12 protein-coding genes and 2 pseudogenes are annotated in these 15,768 nt (G+C 74.9%); 11 read left to right on the forward strand and 3 right to left on the reverse strand.

Annotation, left to right across the window (positions count from 1 at the left end; translation table 11 throughout):
* Positions 1-98 precede the first annotated feature (98 nt).
* Complete coding sequence (locus tag ACGFZP_RS21055) at positions 99-1,385, reverse strand: MFS transporter (RefSeq protein ID WP_392935064.1); 1,287 nt, start codon at positions 1,383-1,385, stop codon at positions 99-101.
* A 237-nt stretch (positions 1,386-1,622) separates the two neighbouring features.
* On the opposite strand from ACGFZP_RS21055, the gene ACGFZP_RS21060 reads away from it, so the two are divergent.
* The 4 genes from ACGFZP_RS21060 (at position 1,623) to ACGFZP_RS21075 (ending at position 5,500) form a co-directional block, all read left to right on the forward strand.
* Positions 1,623-2,471 carry a hypothetical protein gene (locus ACGFZP_RS21060; protein ID WP_392935065.1) on the forward strand — a complete coding sequence of 283 codons (849 nt, stop codon included), beginning with the start codon at positions 1,623-1,625 and terminating at the stop codon, positions 2,469-2,471.
* Between the two features lie 298 nt (positions 2,472-2,769).
* Positions 2,770-2,973, forward strand: a complete 204-nt coding sequence (locus ACGFZP_RS21065) for a cold-shock protein (RefSeq protein ID WP_042388274.1) — start codon at positions 2,770-2,772, stop codon at positions 2,971-2,973.
* A 410-nt stretch (positions 2,974-3,383) separates the two neighbouring features.
* On the forward strand, positions 3,384-3,755 hold the full coding sequence (locus ACGFZP_RS21070) for a hypothetical protein (RefSeq protein WP_392935068.1): 372 nt from the start codon (positions 3,384-3,386) through the stop codon (positions 3,753-3,755).
* A gap of 236 nt (positions 3,756-3,991) precedes the next feature.
* Positions 3,992-5,500, forward strand: coding sequence for a glutamate synthase subunit beta (locus ACGFZP_RS21075; RefSeq protein WP_392935069.1), 1,509 nt, complete (start codon positions 3,992-3,994; stop codon positions 5,498-5,500).
* Between the two features lie 77 nt (positions 5,501-5,577).
* Here ACGFZP_RS21075 and ACGFZP_RS21080 read toward each other — a convergent pair whose 3' ends face one another.
* Positions 5,578-6,585 (reverse strand): NADP-dependent oxidoreductase, encoded by a 1,008-nt coding sequence (locus tag ACGFZP_RS21080; RefSeq protein ID WP_392935537.1) that lies wholly within the window; start codon positions 6,583-6,585, stop codon positions 5,578-5,580.
* A 181-nt stretch (positions 6,586-6,766) separates the two neighbouring features.
* Here ACGFZP_RS21080 and ACGFZP_RS21085 point away from each other — a divergent pair, with 181 nt between their 5' ends.
* From ACGFZP_RS21085 to ACGFZP_RS21115, 7 genes and pseudogenes are all read left to right on the forward strand, one after another.
* Positions 6,767-7,741 (forward strand): hypothetical protein, encoded by a 975-nt coding sequence (locus ACGFZP_RS21085; RefSeq protein WP_392935071.1) that lies wholly within the window; start codon positions 6,767-6,769, stop codon positions 7,739-7,741.
* A gap of 742 nt (positions 7,742-8,483) precedes the next feature.
* A pseudogene (locus tag ACGFZP_RS21090) lies at positions 8,484-9,107 on the forward strand (serine protease); the annotation flags it as partial.
* A 210-nt stretch (positions 9,108-9,317) separates the two neighbouring features.
* Positions 9,318-10,037, forward strand: a pseudogene (locus ACGFZP_RS21095) (putative Ig domain-containing protein); the annotation flags it as partial.
* 279 nt (positions 10,038-10,316) lie between these two features.
* The gene (locus ACGFZP_RS21100; protein ID WP_392935074.1) at positions 10,317-11,261 is read left to right on the forward strand and encodes a S8 family serine peptidase; all 945 of its coding nucleotides are present in this window, start codon (positions 10,317-10,319) and stop codon (positions 11,259-11,261) included.
* 132 nt (positions 11,262-11,393) lie between these two features.
* Entirely contained in the window at positions 11,394-11,588 is a 195-nt protein-coding gene (locus ACGFZP_RS21105; protein ID WP_392935075.1) for a hypothetical protein, read from the forward strand.
* A 46-nt stretch (positions 11,589-11,634) separates the two neighbouring features.
* On the forward strand, positions 11,635-12,642 hold the full coding sequence (locus ACGFZP_RS21110) for a hypothetical protein (protein ID WP_392935078.1): 1,008 nt from the start codon (positions 11,635-11,637) through the stop codon (positions 12,640-12,642).
* Positions 12,643-12,917: 275 nt separating this feature from the next.
* On the forward strand, positions 12,918-13,124 hold the full coding sequence (locus tag ACGFZP_RS21115) for a hypothetical protein (RefSeq protein ID WP_392935081.1): 207 nt from the start codon (positions 12,918-12,920) through the stop codon (positions 13,122-13,124).
* 127 nt (positions 13,125-13,251) lie between these two features.
* Here the strand turns inward: ACGFZP_RS21115 and ACGFZP_RS21120 are convergent, their stop codons facing one another.
* Positions 13,252-15,723, reverse strand: a complete 2,472-nt coding sequence (locus tag ACGFZP_RS21120; RefSeq protein WP_392935083.1) for a tetratricopeptide repeat protein — start codon at positions 15,721-15,723, stop codon at positions 13,252-13,254.
* Positions 15,724-15,768 lie beyond the last annotated feature (45 nt).

The raw sequence follows: 15,768 nt of genomic DNA on the forward strand, positions 1-15,768 counted from the left end.
TGGGCGGGGTGTCGTAGGCGGGGTGTCCTGGGCGGGGTGTCCTGGGCGGGTGCCGTCTCAGGCGGGGCGTCCCGGCCGGGGCGTCCTGGGCGGGCGTCCTAGGCGGGGTCGGACAGGGCCCGGTCGGCGGGGGCGGCGGGTGCGCGCCGGCGCCGGGCGCCGACCCCCACCAGCAGCAGGAAGCCGGCTGCCAGGGCGATCGGCACGGCGTGCGAGAAGCCGACCACCGTCAGCGGGCTGAAGCGCTCCATCAGCCCGGCGCTGAGCAGCATGCCGACGCCCATACCGAGGCTCTCGGCGCTGGCCACCAGCCCGAAGGCCTGCCCGCGCCGGTCGTCGTCGACGGCCTGGACCCGGGTGGTGTACGAGATCTCGGTGAAGCCGTCCGCGAGGCCGGCGCCGAGGGCGACGACCAGGAACAGCGGGGTCGGCAGCCCGGTGAAGGCGAGGATGAAGCAGGCCGACATCAGGGCGGTGCCCACCGCGAAGGCCCGCTCGCCCGGCTCCCTGCCCCGCTTGAGCATCAGCCGGGAGACCAGCTGGTGGGCGCCCAGGCTGCCGACCGCCCAGGTGGCCCAGAACAGTCCCAGCACCCCGGCCGGATTGCCCGGCGCGTGCTGGGTGGCGAACACCGGCAGGCCGATGTTGTGCGCGGCCGAGCCGAAGGCGTCGACCAGCCGGATGGCGACCATCGCGCCGACCACCGGCAGCGCGCGCAGCAGCACCAGCCCCGCCCACCGCCCGCCCGGGCGTACCGGAGCGGCGGCCTCGGCGCCGCCGTCGGACCGGGTGCGCAGCGGCAGCCGCAGCACCACCGCGCCGAACACCGCGAAGCTGGCCGCGTCGGTCAGCAGCGCGGCGTGGAACCCCGCCCAGGCCACCAGCACCCCCGCGGAGGCGAAACCCAGCACCATCGCGGTCGAACGCCCCGTCACCAGCACCCCGTTGGCGCGCGCCCGCAACTGCGGACCGACCATCTCGGGCACGCTGCTGCGCAGCGCGACGGCCGAGAGGGTGCCCGCCGACCCGAACAGCAGCGCCAGCGGGTACAGCACCGGGATCCGCAGGTGCTCGGGCACCAGCGCGAGCGCCACCAGCCCGGTGGCCTGGGTGAACGCGCAGCCCACCATCAGCAGCCGCCGGTCGACGCGGGCGACCACCCGCCCGGCCAGCAGGCCGGCGCCGAACCCGCCGAGCAGGCGCAGCACCAGGTACCCGGCCGTGCCGATGGCGCTGCCCGCGGCCTGGTACGCGAAGAGGCTGAGCGCGACCATGTTGAGCTGGCTGCCGTAGCTGGAGACGGCGTCGCCGACGGCGAGCCGGTAGAACGGCCTGGGCAGGGCGCTTGTGGCGGTACCCCGGCTTGGAACGGTGTGATCCCCCACGACAGCTCCGTTGCCATGTGACATTTCACTTTGATCCTAGAATGCCGCCGCCGACGGGATCAAGGGTGCCGCCCGCCCCGGCGGCTTCGACCATACGACAGTACGCCGTCAAGTCGGAGCGGAGCGATCACTTCCGGCCACCGGGCCAGCTGAAACACCCTCAGAACACCCGCGCCCCGGCCTCCTTCGCCCGCGAGCCGCCCACCGCGCACCCGCCCGCCCCCGTACCGTCGCCCCATGTCCCTCGGCCTGCTGTCGGCACTCGTGGCCGCCCTCCTCACCGGCTCCGCCACCGTCCTCCAGGCACTCGGCGCCCGCCGCGCCGCACCCGACCCCGGCCACGGCCAGACCGCCGCCCTGACCGGCGCACTCCACCAGTGGCCCTTCCTCGCCGGCGTCGCCCTCGACATGCTCGGCTTCGTCGCCGAACTCGTCGCCCTGCAGCGCCTGCCCCTCTACGTGGTCGAGGCCGCCCTGTCCTCCGCCCTCGCCGTCACCGCCGTCGGCGCCGCCCGCACCCTGCACGTCCGGCTGCGCCGCAGCGAGTGGGCCGGGGTGGCGGCCGTCTGCGCGGGGCTGGTCGTCCTGGCCCTGACCGCCGGACGCGACGGCGACGGCAAGGGCAACCAGGCCCTGCGCCTGGGCGTCCTGGCGGCGGCGATCGCCCTGACGGCGGCCGGCTGGGCCGTCGCCCGCCTCGCCCGCGCCCGCCGCGCCCCGCTGCTGGGCCTGGTGGCGGGCCTGCAGTTCGGGGTGCTCGGCGTCGCCGTGCGGGTGCTGCCCTCCCCGCGGCTGCCGCAGCTGCTGGCCGAGCCGTCCGCGTACGCGGTGGCCGTCGCCGGGATCGGCGGCTTCGCCGCGCTCACCCTGGCCATGCAGAGCGGGTCGGTCACCTCCGCCACGGCGGCCATGGTGCTGGGGGAGACCCTGGGCCCGGCCGTGGTCGGGGTGCTCCTGCTGGGCGACCGCACCCGCCACGACGCGGTGCCGCTGGCCGTCGCCGGCTTCGCCGCCGCCATCGTCGGGGCGCTGACCCTGGCCCGCTTCGGCGACGCCGAGCAGCCCGCCCCGGCCCCCGCCGGCTGACCCCCTGTCCCGGCCCGGGCCCGGGCCAGCCCCGGCCCAGGCCCGCCGCCGGGGCCGCCCGCGGGGTGCTGTGACGGGGCCCGGAAAACCCGCCGGGGGAAAATCCGCCGCTCCGCCGCCACACCTGCTACAGTCGTTATCAGTTGCAGTTTTGGTTCCCATGAACTTTGTGTGCGCCTGTCGGTTGTGACCGCAGGCGCATTTTTGTTTCCCGGGTTTACCCGGGTGGGTGCTCATCGCGGCGACGCGGGACCTGCGAGGTGCGGGTTTCGGGATGCCCTTTGAAGGAGAATTTTTTATGGCTAATGGCACTGTGAAGTGGTTCAACGCGGAGAAGGGCTTCGGCTTCATCGAGCAGGAGGGTGGCGGCCCGGACGTCTTCGCCCACTACTCGAACATCAACGCCCAGGGCTTCCGTGAGCTGCTCGAGGGCCAGAAGGTCGAGTTCGACGTCACGCAGGGCCAGAAGGGCCCGCAGGCGGAGAACATTCGCCCCCTCTAGTACTTCCCGCTGAACGGCCCCAGGCCGGACAGCACAAGCTGATCGGCCTCGCCGAACGGCTCCAGGGGCCTGTACCACGCAATTGCGCGGTACAGGCCCTTTGGCATGTGCGGCGGCGGATCCCGCCGGCGCCGCCGGTATTCCCGCCCGCCGCCGGGTGTGCGGCCGGTGTCCGCCCGGAGGCGGGCCGGCGTCCGCCGAATTAACACCCCGTGCACCCCGCGCCCGGGCCCGCCCGGGGATTTCCGCGGCCCCGCAGCGGACGGCCCGCGGCGGGCGATCGGTGGGGGCGGTCCGCGACGCGGAGGGTTTTCCGCGGCGGGCCGCAGGCGCCCCGCGCCGCGTGCCACCACGCCGACGGCCCCCGGCGCGCCCTGCCCGTGCCGGGCCGGGCGCGTTAGCCTGGCGGCATGTCGAAACCGGATCAACTGCTCACCGACGTCGCCACCATGGTGGAGTCGACGGGAAGCAACCAGATGCCCATCACCGTGGTCGTCCCCGGGGCCGTCATCACGGGAAGGCTCGCCGCGGAGGCGGTGTGGCGCGAGCGGGTCGCCGAGGTGCTGGAGGCCTCCGAGCACCTCAAGCCGTTCGCGCCGCTGTTCACCGACCCCGCGCGCTCCCCGGCCCCCGCCACCGGGTCGGCCACGCACCTGCACCTGCACGTCGCGAAGATCCTGCAGGGCAGCTTCGGCCTGCCGCACACCGGCGGCATGTACCGCATCGCCATCGAGGACGTCAGCAGCTGGACCCTGGGGGACCTCAGCTACTCCGACCAGTGACCGGCTGACCGGTAGCCGGTAGCCGGTAGCCGGTAGCCGGTAGCCGGTAGCCGGTAGCCGCCGGGGTCGGGGTAGGGGCCGGGCCGGGGGCGGCCGCGGTCCCGGCCGCTGTCGCGGGGCGGTGCGCAGGCGTACGGTGGCCACACGGTGGCGCGCAGACCGGGAGCGCGCCCGTCCCCGGCCCGGCACACGCGGCGTCACCGCCCCCGCGTTGGCACGCCCTGCCGGAGACCGCGATGGCAGACCACCAGGTCGATCCCAAGGCCTTCCTCACCACGCCCCGCCGGCCCCGCGAGCGCAGGGCCCCCGAGGAACGGCTGGGGGACCGGCGCGAGGTCTACCGGCCGGGGGCGCTGCTGCCGCTCATCGCCGGCCAGGCCGACCGCTGCATGGACTGCGGCCTGCCCTTCTGCCACCACGCCTGCCCGCTGGGCAACGTCATCCCGGACTGGAACGCCCTGGTGGCCCGCGAGGACTGGCGGGCTGCCGCCGCGCGCCTGCTGTCCACCGACAACTTCCCCGAGTTCACCGGCCGGCTCTGCCCCGCCCCCTGCGAGAGCGCCTGCGTGCTGGCCATCGACGCCGAGGCCGTGACGATCAGGAACGTGGAGCTGGAGATCGCCGAGCGGGCGGGGGAGCGCGGCTACGACCCGCCGCAGCCGCCCGAGCGGATGACCGGCCAGCGGGTGGCCGTCGTCGGCTCGGGCCCGGCCGGGCTGGCCGCCGCGCAGCAGCTGACCCGCGCCGGGCACACCACCACGGTCTACGAGCGCGCCGACCGGATCGGCGGGCTGCTGCGCTACGGCATCCCGCCGTTCCGGCTGGAGAAGCACCGCCTGGAGCGGCGGATCGCGCAGATGCAGGCGGAGGGCACCCGCTTTCGCACCGGCGTCGCGGTCGGGCGCGACCTGCCCGCGGACGAGCTGCGCGCCCGCTGCGACGCGGTGGTGGTCGCGGTCGGCGCCACCGTCTGCCGGGACCTCGCGGTGCCCGGCCGCCACCTGCCCGGGGTGCACCAGGCGATCACCTACCTGACCCTGGCCAACCGGGTCGACGAGGGCGACTACCCGCTGTCCCCGCTGTCCGCCGAGGGCCGCGCCGTGGTCATCGTCGGCGGCGGCGACACCGCGGCCGACTGCCTGGGCACCGCCCTGCGCCAGCGGGCGGCGGCCGTCACCCAGCTGGACATCAACCCCCGCCCGCCCGGGCGCCGCGCGCCCGACCAGCCCTGGCCCGTCCACCCCAAGGTGTACCGGGTGACGACCTCGCACGAGGAGGCCGGCGGACCGGCCTGCGAGCCCCGGCTGTTCGCGGCGACCACGGTGGGCTTCGAGGCGGGCGCCGGCGGGCGGCTGGCGGCGGTGCGCTTCGCCGAGGCGCGCCCGGGCGACCGCGGCCCGCTGCCCGGCACGGAGCGGACCGTCGAGGCCGAGCTGGTCCTGCTGGCCCTCGGCTTCTCGGGCCCCGAGCGCCCCGAGGGCCCCGAGGGCCCCGGGCGGGAGGGCGGGCTGGCCGCCCAACTGGGCCTCGCCCTCGACCCGCAGGGCAACCTCGCCCGCGACGAGGGCTTCGCCGCCGCGGCGGACGGCGTGTTCGTCGCGGGCGACGCCGGGCGCGGCCAGTCGCTGATCGTCTGGGCGATCGCCGAGGGCCGCTCGGCGGCCGCTGCCGTGGACCGCTACCTGCGCGGCGACACCGAGCTGCCCGCCCCGGTCGCGCCCTCCGACCGCCCGCTCACCGTCTGAGCGGCCCCGCCGCCCCTGCCGCCCCGCCGGTGCCAGCCCGCCGCCTCTCGGCCCCGCCGGCCCCGCCGGCCCCGTGCTCAGACCAGTTCGAGGACGAGCTTGCCGGTGTTCTCGCCCCGGAAGAGCATCTGCAGGGTCTGCGGGAAGTCGTCCAGGGTGCCCCGCACCACGTGCTCCAGGACCGTGATCCGGCCGGCGGCGATCCAGGCGCCGAGCTCGCGGGCGGCCTCGGCGAAGCGCGGCGCGTAGTCGAACACCACGAAGCCCTCCATCCGGGCGCGGCGCACCAGCAGCGACAGGTAGTTCGACGGCCCCTGGACGCCCGTGGTGCTGTTGTACTGGCTGATGGCGCCGCAGACCACCACCCGGGCGCGCATCGCCAGCTGTGCCAGGGCCGCGTCCAGGATGTCGCCGCCGACGTTGTCGAAGTACACGTCGATGCCGTCCGGCGCGTGGGTGCGAAGGGCCTTCTTCACGTCCTCGGAGCGGTAGTCGATCGCGGCGTCGAAGCCGAGCTCGCCGGTCAGCAGGGCACACTTCTCGGCGCCGCCGGCGATGCCGACCACCCGGCAGCCCTTCGCCTTGGCGATCTGGCCGACCAGGGTGCCCACCGCGCCCGCGGCGCCGGAGACCACCACCGTCTCGCCCTCCTGGAGGGCCCCGACGTCCAGCAGGCCGAAGTAGGCGGTCATGCCCGGCATGCCGAGCGCGCCCAGGAAGGTCGACGCCGGGGCCGCGGACGGGTCGATCCGCAGCGCGCCCCGCCCGTCGGAGACCACGTGCTCCTGGACGCCGAAGCTGCCGACGACCAGGTCGCCGATCCCGAAGCCCGGGTGGTTGGACTCCGTCACCTCGACGACCGACCCGGCCCGCATCACCTCGCCGAGGCCGACCGGCGGCAGGTAGGAGGGGCGGTCGTCGAGCCAGCCGCGCATCGCCGGGTCCAGCGAGATGAACCGGGTGCGCCCCGCGAACTGCCCCTCGCCGGGCGCGGCGGCCGGCTCGCTGACGTGCTCCCAGTCCTCGGGCCCGACCTCGCCCACCGGCCGGCGGGCGAGGCGGATCTGGCGGTTCACGGCGGACATCATGGCGTCTCCCGGTGGCTGGGGTCCCAGCGCGGCCCGCGCCGCACTGCGGGCCCGATTCTAAGCAAGCGCTTAGTCACTGCGCCAGGGCGGGTACCCGCCGGGGGGCCGCTGGAGCCCGTCACCCGGGTGTGGGAGACTCCGCCCGCGTATTCGATCTTGGGGGTGGCCGGTGGGGCGGGTGCTGATCTGGGTGGCGCGCATCTGCGCGGTCGGCGCGTGGGCGGCGCTGGCCACCGCGAGCGTACGGGCGTTCGCCCTGGGCGGCGGCGCCGTGCAGCCGCTGACCGGCCTGCTCGCCCTCGGCTGGACCGGGGTCGGGCTGCTCTGGATCAGGGCGCTCGCCCTGTGGGCGGGCAAGGCCGTCCGGGTGCGCCAGCGGGCGCGGGCGTGGAAGCGGCGGGTGTCGCTGGCCAAGGAGGACGCCCGCCCCCGGCGGTGCACCGACCGGGTGCCGGAGGACTTCAGCGCCGCCCCCTGGGTGTTCGTGCGCCAGGCCGCCGTCTGGATCCTGCTCCCGCTCGTGATGGCCGTCCCCGGCGCACTGGACGAGATGGACGGGGGAGAGGCCGTCCGCGAGCTGAAGTCGGCCGGCGCGGCCATCGTCACCGCGACGGTGGTCGAGACGGTGGACTTCGAGGAGGCCGAGGACGCCGACGGCAACGTCACCCACTACCACGGCGACCTGGTGCTGGTGCTGCCCGACGGCCGCCGGATCACCGCCTGGGGCGCGGACACCCGCGAGGAGCCGAAGCCCGACGACCGGGTCCAGGCCCTGTGGGCGCCCTCGGCCCCGCAGCTCGGGGCCCTGGTCAAGGAGACCCTGCACCTGGAGCGCCACGTCGAGAAGGGCTGGACGGTGGGCGGCCAGCGGATCTTCCTGCTCTGCTTCTTCGCGGTGTTCTGCGCGGCCTTCGTGGTGGTCGCCGCACTGGTCACGGGCGCCGAGGGACTGCACGACCTCGCCTGGAGACCGCTCGCACAGACCGTCCTGCCGGCCGTGGCCACCCTCCTGCTGCTGTGGATCAGACCCGCTCTGACCGGGGCGGGGATGACCAACGGGGCACTGGAGAGCGCCGCTTACGGCGGGTTCGCGATCGTGCTGCTGCTCCAGTACCTCGGCCTGACGCTGCGCGCGTTCGCCCGCGCCATCTGAACCCGCCGCCCGGGCCCGGGTGTTGAGCCCGGCCGTGCTCACCAGGATCCTCACCACCACGTCGTCCCCCGCCGCCTGGCCCCCGCCGCCTGGCCGGCGCCCACCGCACCCCGGAGGGCCACGACACCACCGCCGCCGGCGCCGCCCCGACCTCAGTCAGCGCCGCGGCCAAGGCCCTGTGCGGCGACGTCCACACCGCCCACGCCACCGTCTACATCATCGACACCGTCCTGATGCCCACCTCCTGGCACCCCGTCGGCCGAAGGCCGCTCGGCCCCTTTCAGTAGCAGGACCACGCTCCCCGGCTGGAGTTGCTCCAGCCGGGGACCGTGGTCCTCACGGTCGTCGGACTGCCGGGCAGGGGCCCGGCGCGGTGTCGCCGCGCCGGTCGGCGGCGGGTCACGCCGTCGTGCCCGCCGGGTGGGCGGACTCGGCGAAGGGGCCCCGGTCGGGCCGCAGCGAGTGGAGCACGTCGTACACCTCGCGGCGGAACTCGACCGCTTCCTACGCGGTGAGGGTGGTGTGGGCAAGCTCGGTCTCGCGGACGCGGCGTCAACCCGCTCGCGCCCTCGGCCCGGTGGCGCCGGCGCCCCGCTGGGCCCGCAGCGGGACGCGCCCCCAGGGGATCCCGGCCGCGAATTTCGACGGAACGGTTGACGGTGTTGAAGTGCCCATGGCAGTTTCGTGCGGTTCGGGCGTTCGCAACCGTTCGCGCGCCCGGCGATCCCCCACAAGGAGACGCATGTTCAAGGCACTTGCCGCCGCCGTCGGCACCGCCGCGGTCGTCGCAGGCACCCTCGGCGCCGCCCCCGCCGCCCTGGCCGCCCCCGCCCTCCAGGCCGGCGACCTCACCTCCACCATCGCGCTGAGCAACTGCTCCGCCGCGCTCGTGCGCTACCCCTCCTCCGTCGACGCCGACCGGGCGATGATGCTCACCAACGGGCACTGCCTGCCCACCATGCCCTCCGCCGGCCAGGTCATCCAGAACGCCTCCGCCAGCCGCAGCGGCACCCTGCTCAGCTCCTCCGGCGCCTCGCTGGGCACCGTGCAGGCCGACAAGGTCCTCTACGGCACCATGACCGGCACCGACGTCGCGCTCTACCAGCTGACCGACACCTTCGCGTCGATCACCTCCAAGTACGGCGCCACCGCCCTGACGATCAGTGACACCCACCCGGTCGACGGCTCCTCGATGTACATACCCTCCTCGTACTGGAAGCAGGTGTGGAACTGCTCGATCAACGGCTTCGTCCCCACCCTGCGCGAGGACGAGTGGAGCTGGCACGACTCGCTGCGCTACAGCGCCGGCTGCAACACCACCCACGGCACCTCCGGCTCGCCGATCGTCGACGCCGCCAGCAAGAAGATCGTCGGCATCAACAACACCGGCAACGACGACGGCCAGATGTGCACCCTCAACAACCCCTGCGAGGTGGCCGCCGACGGCACCACCACCGCCACCAAGGGCCAGAGCTACGGTGAGGAGACCTACTGGTTCACCACCTGCCTCGGCAACGGCCGCGTCATCGACCTCAACGTCGCCGGCTGCCTGCTCACCAAGCCCGCCGGCAGCGGCACCGTCTCGGTGACCAACCCGGGCAGCCAGTCCACTGCCGTGGGCGCCGCCGCCAACCTCCAGATCACCGCCGCCGGCGGCACCGCCCCCCTCACCTACTCGGCCACCGGCCTGCCCGCCGGCCTGTCGATCAACGCCTCCACCGGCCTGATCACCGGCACCGCCACCACCGCCGGCAGCTACAACGTCACCGTCACCGCCAAGGACGCCGCCAACAAGACCGGCTCCACCTCCTTCGCCTGGACGGTCACCACCACCGGCGGCACCTGCACCCCGGCGCAGCTGCTCGGCAACGCCGGCTTCGAGACCGGCACCGCCGCCCCCTGGACCACCTCCAGCGGCGTCGTCGACTCCAGCTCCTCCCAGGCCGCGCACGGCGGCACCTGGAAGGCCTGGATGAACGGCTACGGCTCCACCCACACGGACACCCTCGCCCAGACGGTGACCATCCCGGCCGGCTGCAAGGCCACGCTCGGCTTCTACCTGCACATCGACACCGCCGAGACCGGCACCACGGTGTACGACAAGCTGGCGGTCACGGTCAACGGCACCGCGCTGAAGACCTACTCCAACGTCGACAAGGCGACCGGCTACCAGCTGCGCACCTTCGACCTCTCGGCCTACGCGGGCCAGAGCGTCACCGTGAAGTTCACCGGCACCGAGGACTCCTCGCTGCAGACGAGCTTCGTGGTCGACGACACCTCGATCACCACCAGCTGACCCTGGTCCAGGCCCGGTAGAACCGCATCCGAGGGGCCCGGCGGCACCCGCCGCCGGGCCCCCTCGCGCGAACGCACCGTAGCCGCGCGCACCCGGCGCCCCCGCGCGGCCAAGGCCCGCCCCGCCGGTAACACGGCCGCCGGTGACACAGCGTCCCCACCGGCCGGTGCGAAGCCGAACCGGACCGGTATTCCACGGCGGGGGCCGGTAGTTGGAACGGTGCTAGCGTGGAGGTACCACCCGCGAAACCCCCTGTGGACGCACCACTGCGCTGAGCCGGTGAGCACCGTGACGGAACAACTGACCGGGGCGAGAAGCACCGAGGGGGACCTGGTCCGGCTGGGCCGGTTAGCCGCCGCGACCGAAGGCCGCCCCGAGGTCGTCATCGGACTGATCGACGGCCCGGTGGCCTCCGCACACCCCGCCCTCGCCGCGGACCGGATCCGCGCGATCGGCCCCGCCGTCCCCACCCCCGCCCCGGCCCCCGGCGCGGCCGCCTCCCACGGCACCTTCGTCGCCGGACTGCTGCACGCGCGCCGCGGCACACCCGCCCCCGGCATCTGCCCCGGCTGCACCCTGCTGGTACGCCCGATCTTCACCGACACCGCCGCCCCGGTGGCCGAGGGCGCCGCCCTGCCCGCAGGACCCTTCACCACGGCACAGGAGGCAGGACCCTCCACCACGGCACAGGAACTGGCCGACGCGATCATCGAGTGTGTGCGCGGCGGCGCACTGCTGCTCAACATCAGCGCCGCCCTGGTCGGACTGGCACCGGCCGGCGAGCGCCGCCTCGGCGAGGCGCTGGACTACGCCCGCGACCGCGAGGTGGTCGTCCTCGCCGCGGCCGGCAACCGCGGCCTGGTCGGCGGATCCGCGCTGACCAGGCACCCCTGGGCGATCCCGGTGGTCGCCTACGGCGCCGACGCGGTCCTCATGCCCGGATCCGACCTGGCGGCCTCCACCGGACGGCGCGGACTGGGCGCACCCGGCCGGGACATCACCGGCCTCGCCCCGGGAGGAGGCTGCGCACGGGCGAGCGGCACGAGCGCGGCGAGCCCCTTCGTCACCGGCGCCGCCGCACTCCTGTGGTCGCTGGTCCCGCACGCCCGCGGGGCGGCCGTCCGCTCCGCGCTGCTGCGCGCGGTCGCCTGGCCGCGCCGCGGCGTGGTCCCTCCGCTGCTGGACGCCTGGCACGCCTACACCCTGCTCAGCCGCGAAGGGTGACCGACAGGAGACGACCCGCAGCGGCAGACGACCGACAACGGGAGACCACCGACAGCAGGAAGCAGGAGCCGACCGACGCGAAGCCGACCGACAGCGAGGCCGACCGACAGCGAGAGAGGTGAGGTGACAGCGATGGCCAAGCAGAAGCGGGCGCAGCGCCCGCCGGTCCGGGTCCGCCTGCCCGGATTCGTCTCCGACGAGGACATCGGCCTGGGCGACGCCGTCAAGCGCGCGACCTCCACCCTGGGCATCAGGCCCTGCGGAGGATGCCTGCGGCGGGCCGAGGCGCTCAATCGCCGCATGGTCGTCTCCGGCCGCCGCGACTGACCGGATTCCACGAGTACGCACCACAGCTGGAACGCGGAGGGTGACCATGGAAGAGCCGAGAGAAGAGCCGAGAGAGAACCAGGAGAGCCTGCAGGTCGTGGCCAGTGGCGACCCGACCGCCACACCGGTCCAGACCCGGCCCCAGGACCGGACCAGGGCCCCGGACCCGTACCCGCCCCCGGCGCCCCCGCCGCCCCAGGACCCGGCGCAGGACCGCGCCCAGGTGGCCCCGGCCCAGGACCCGGCCCCCGCCCAGGCCATGCCGGGCCCGCAGGCCGCGGCCAACCACGTCTACGCCCTCGGGCGGATCGAACCGCGCTTCCCGACCCTGGGCGTCGAGAAGGAGTGGGCCCAGCTGGCCGGACGCTCCAAGGCCGCCGGCCTGACGGACCGCGAGGCCGTCCGCAGCCTCCTCGCCCGCCGCGAGAACCGCTACCTGGCCCGGGAGATGTGCTGGGTCCTCACGGTGGAGGGGCTGGAGACCTACCTCCTGCGCCCCCGCGACCCCGCCGACTTCAAACTGCTCATCAAGTCCCTCAGGGCGGCCCAACGCCTCACCGACGCCGATGTCGACGTCGTCATCGGCACCCTCGGCCCGGTCGCACCACCGGAGATGTGCAACGGGCTGACCCTGCCGATCTGCCTCTTCGACCAGCTCTACTGCTTCGACGCGGACTCCCTCATCAGGTCGATCCCCCCGGCCGAGGGCCTTGGCGCCGACCAGTTCGAGCCGGTGGCCAAGGACCTGTTCCTGAACGTCGTGCAGCTGGCCGACAACGCCGGTGCGACGGACGAGCACCGGGCGCTCAACTACCTGTCGGTGCGCTACCCGGCGATCTACCACGTCACCGCCCGCCGACTGGCCGAGAACGCCCCGCTGAGCGCGGTGGAGGTCGACGCCTCCCGGCTGGGCGCCGGCCGCCGCCTGGTGGACGTCATCCTCGCCTACCGCGACCGGACCACCGACGTGGTCGACAAGTACTACGTCCGGGTCGACGTGACCGAGAAGTTCCCGTTCCTGGTCAGCAAGCTCGCACCCTACGTCACGAGATGACGCACCGAATCAGGAAGGATCGGTGACGACAACATGTCACGGCAACCCGTACTGCCGGGCTTCACCGGAGAGAAATCACTCGCACCCGCCAGGGGCCGCTACGGCCTCGGCCGCCAGCCGATCGGGTGCGCGGCGCCCCTGAGCGTCCTACCGCAACTGGCCCCCCACGGAGGCCTGCCCGGCTCGTGCATCCCGAACTGCCTGTGCGTCACGGCCGAGGGCTGTCCGTGCTGCGGCTCGCTGCCGCCGGAGATCGTCAAGTCCACGGTCAGGCGATGATCATGAACGCCCCGAAGTTCACTGCCGAGGCCGCCCTGCCGCGGCCGTCCACCCCCTACGGCGCCCCCGCGCAGGCCGCCGACCGCCCCACGGCCCAGAAGGTGACCCCCGCCGCCCACGGCGTCGAGGTGACCACCGGCCACTGCGGCTGCCTGGCCGACGAGTGGTTCGGCGCCAGCTGCATCTGCATCACGTACTGGTGACCGGCACCCGGCCCCCGCCGGCGGGCCGGCGCCGCCCCGCGGCGGCACCGGCCCGTCCGCCTGCGCCCACCGCACCGGGGCGCGCCGAGCCGTCGGGGAGGGCGCGCAGGACCGGGAGCGGCCGGAGCTACCCGCAGGCCCTGCCCTCCAGGTCCTTCAGCGTCCACAGGACGCCGACGAGCAGGTGGTCGGGGGTGGAGATCCCCCGCAGGTGGTCGAGGAGTTCGCGCAGCTCGGCGACGGCCCCCGGGGTGTCGCCGGCCTCGTGGCGGGTGTGGGCGAGGTCGTGCCGGGTGATCAGGGTGTTCGGGTGGTCCGCTCCGAGCACGCGGTGCATGTCGGGCAGCAGGGCCCGGTAGGCGGCGAGGGTCGAGTCCGACGGTGTCGTCGGGAGCCGCGCCCGCAGGCCGACGGCCTTGTGGCGGGCGGCCAGGGTGAGCGGGTGGTCGTGGCCGAGGGTGTCCGTGCGGTGGGCCAGGAGTTCGTCGAACGCGGTGGCCGCGGCCTGGGGGTCGCCGGCGAGCAGGGCGAGTTCGGTGCGGGTGCCGGCGAGGTCGGGGTGGCCGGGGCCCAGGACGCGGGCCTGGTGCCCGTACAGCTCCTCGAACGCCGCGACGGCCTCCTCGGGGGTGCCCAGGCGGCTCGTGTAGTGGGCGATGTTCTCCCGGGTGGTCAGGACGTGGGGGTGGTCGCGGCCGAACACGCGGATCTCGTCCGCGAGGAGTTCCAGGTTGAGGTCGAGTGCCTCGCCCTCGTCGTCCGCCCAACTGGCCAGGAGGTTGCGGGTGGTGAACACCTGGGGGTCGTCGGGGCCCACGGCGGCCAGTTGGTCGGGGAGGAGCTCCTCCAGCAGCCGGACGGCCTCCCACACGTCCCCGGACTCGCCCAGGCAGCGGGCGTGGTTCTGGCGGGTGACCAGGGTGTTGGGGTGGTCCGCTCCGAGCGCCCGGGTCCGGTCCGGCAGCAGCGCCGCGAGCTCGCGCGCCGCACCGGCGTGGTCCCCGGCCTCGCCGCGCCAGAAGGCCCGGGCGGCGCGTGCGCTCAGGGTGAACGGGTCGTCCGGGCCCCAGTGCCGCTCGGCCGCCGGACGGAGACCGTCGAAGTGGCGGACGGCCGCGGCGGCCTGCCCGAGCTCGCCCAGGCTCTGGCCCGCCAGGAGCAGGAAGCCGGGCTCGTGGTCGGGATCCCAGAGGTCGTCCGGGGCGGCGTCCTGCAGCAGGAGCGCACTCGACAGCAGGACCGCGGCGAGGTCGGGGTCGCATCCCTGCTCCGGCCACGCGTCGAAGAGGGCGCCGCCGGCCGCGCGCGCCAGTGCGCCGCGCCATCGTGGGGGGACGGTGTCGTAGGCGGCGCGCTGGGTGAGCGCGTGCACGGCGATCAGTCCACCGCTGCCGCCCGTCTGCCCGCCCGGGGTGTCGGTGCCGGCCCGCCGGGGGGAGCGGTTCACGAGGCTGAGCCGGCTCAGGGTGCGCAGGGCGGCCTGGACGTCGCCGTCGCCGACCATCCGCCCCGACGCGTCCGGGCCGCCGCGGGCCACGGTGAGGTAGGACTGCGCACGCCAGGACGTGAGGACGGTGTCGGGCACGCCGGCCGGGTCCAGGAGGCTGGTGAACTGGAGGAGCGGCGTGGCCAGGCCGCCGGTGTGCTGGTCCGCGTGCTCCAGGGACAGCGCGAGGACCGCGGCGAGGGTCGCCTCCTGGTCGTCGGGCAGGGCGCCGGGGTCGGGGGCGAGTTCGGCCAGTGGGCGCCGTCTCCTGAGGAGCTCCCGGTAGCAGGCGGCCGTCAGGCCGGTGTCGGAGAGGTCGGTGACGTAGGACGCGGCCTGCGCCAGGGCGAGCGGGAGGTGCCCGAGCTCGTCGGCCAGGGCGGCGAGCTCCGTGGGCGGCTGCGGTATGCCGTGCGTCTCGAACCGGCGGGCGAGGTACGCCGCGGACTGGTCCGCGTCGAACGGGCCCACCTCGATCAGCGGGCGGGTGGAGGTGCGCAGGGCGGGGACGCGGCTGCGGGTCGTGACGACGACCTGCCCGTTGTCGCGCCGCGGCGGCCACAGGCGGACCAGGTCGGCCGGGTCGCGGAGGTCGTCCAGGACGACCAGCCACCGCCGGCCGGTCGTGCCCAGCCAGGCCAGGAACAGCTCGGGGTCGGCGCGGTCGGGGTCCACGGTGGCCCGTGCCGCCGCCCGGTAGGCGTTGAGGACCTCCGGGCGGCTGGTGGCGTTCACCCACACCACCAGGTCCAGGGCGCCCTCCTGCAGCATCCGGTGGGCGTGGCGGGCGGCGAGCTGGCTCTTGCCGACGCCGCCCATACCCGCGAGCACGTGGCAGGACCCTCCGGCTGCGCCGTCTCCGGTAGCGGCGCCGGTTCCGGCTCCGGTTCCGGCTCCGGGGAAGCGTCGGAGGTCGCGCTCCTGGAAGGCGTCCGCGACCGCGGGCACCAGCCCGATCTGCAGCGGCTCCCCGCGCTCGCGCGGCCATCCGGGACCGGGCGGCCCCGGCGTGTTCAGCACGAACTGGCTGCGGACGTAGGTGGAGTGGGAGCCGGTCAGGGCCGTCTCGATGTCGCCCCCGGCCGCCACCGCCCGCTCGCCCGCGGCACGCACCTCCGGGGCGTCGGCGGGTCCTTGTTCCGGGGGCGACGGGGGCCG

The sequence above is a fragment of the Kitasatospora sp. NPDC048239 genome (assembly GCF_043202015.1).
Classification (GTDB): Bacteria; Actinomycetota; Actinomycetes; order Streptomycetales; family Streptomycetaceae; genus Kitasatospora.

What these genes read in the sequence shown, in the direction of transcription:
- ACGFZP_RS21060 (WP_392935065.1), top strand. Translation starts at nt 1,623, where the DNA reads ATGTCCCTCGGCCTGCTGTCGGCACTCGTGGCCGCCCTCCTCACCGGC.
- ACGFZP_RS21065 (WP_042388274.1), top strand. Translation starts at nt 2,770, where the DNA reads ATGGCTAATGGCACTGTGAAGTGGTTCAACGCGGAGAAGGGCTTCGGC.
- ACGFZP_RS21070 (WP_392935068.1), top strand. Translation starts at nt 3,384, where the DNA reads ATGTCGAAACCGGATCAACTGCTCACCGACGTCGCCACCATGGTGGAG.
- ACGFZP_RS21075 (WP_392935069.1), top strand. Translation starts at nt 3,992, where the DNA reads ATGGCAGACCACCAGGTCGATCCCAAGGCCTTCCTCACCACGCCCCGC.
- ACGFZP_RS21080 (WP_392935537.1), bottom strand. Translation starts at nt 6,585, where the DNA reads ATGTCCGCCGTGAACCGCCAGATCCGCCTCGCCCGCCGGCCGGTGGGC.
- ACGFZP_RS21105 (WP_392935075.1), top strand. Translation starts at nt 11,394, where the DNA reads ATGGCCAAGCAGAAGCGGGCGCAGCGCCCGCCGGTCCGGGTCCGCCTG.
- ACGFZP_RS21110 (WP_392935078.1), top strand. Translation starts at nt 11,635, where the DNA reads ATGGAAGAGCCGAGAGAAGAGCCGAGAGAGAACCAGGAGAGCCTGCAG.
- ACGFZP_RS21115 (WP_392935081.1), top strand. Translation starts at nt 12,918, where the DNA reads ATGATCATGAACGCCCCGAAGTTCACTGCCGAGGCCGCCCTGCCGCGG.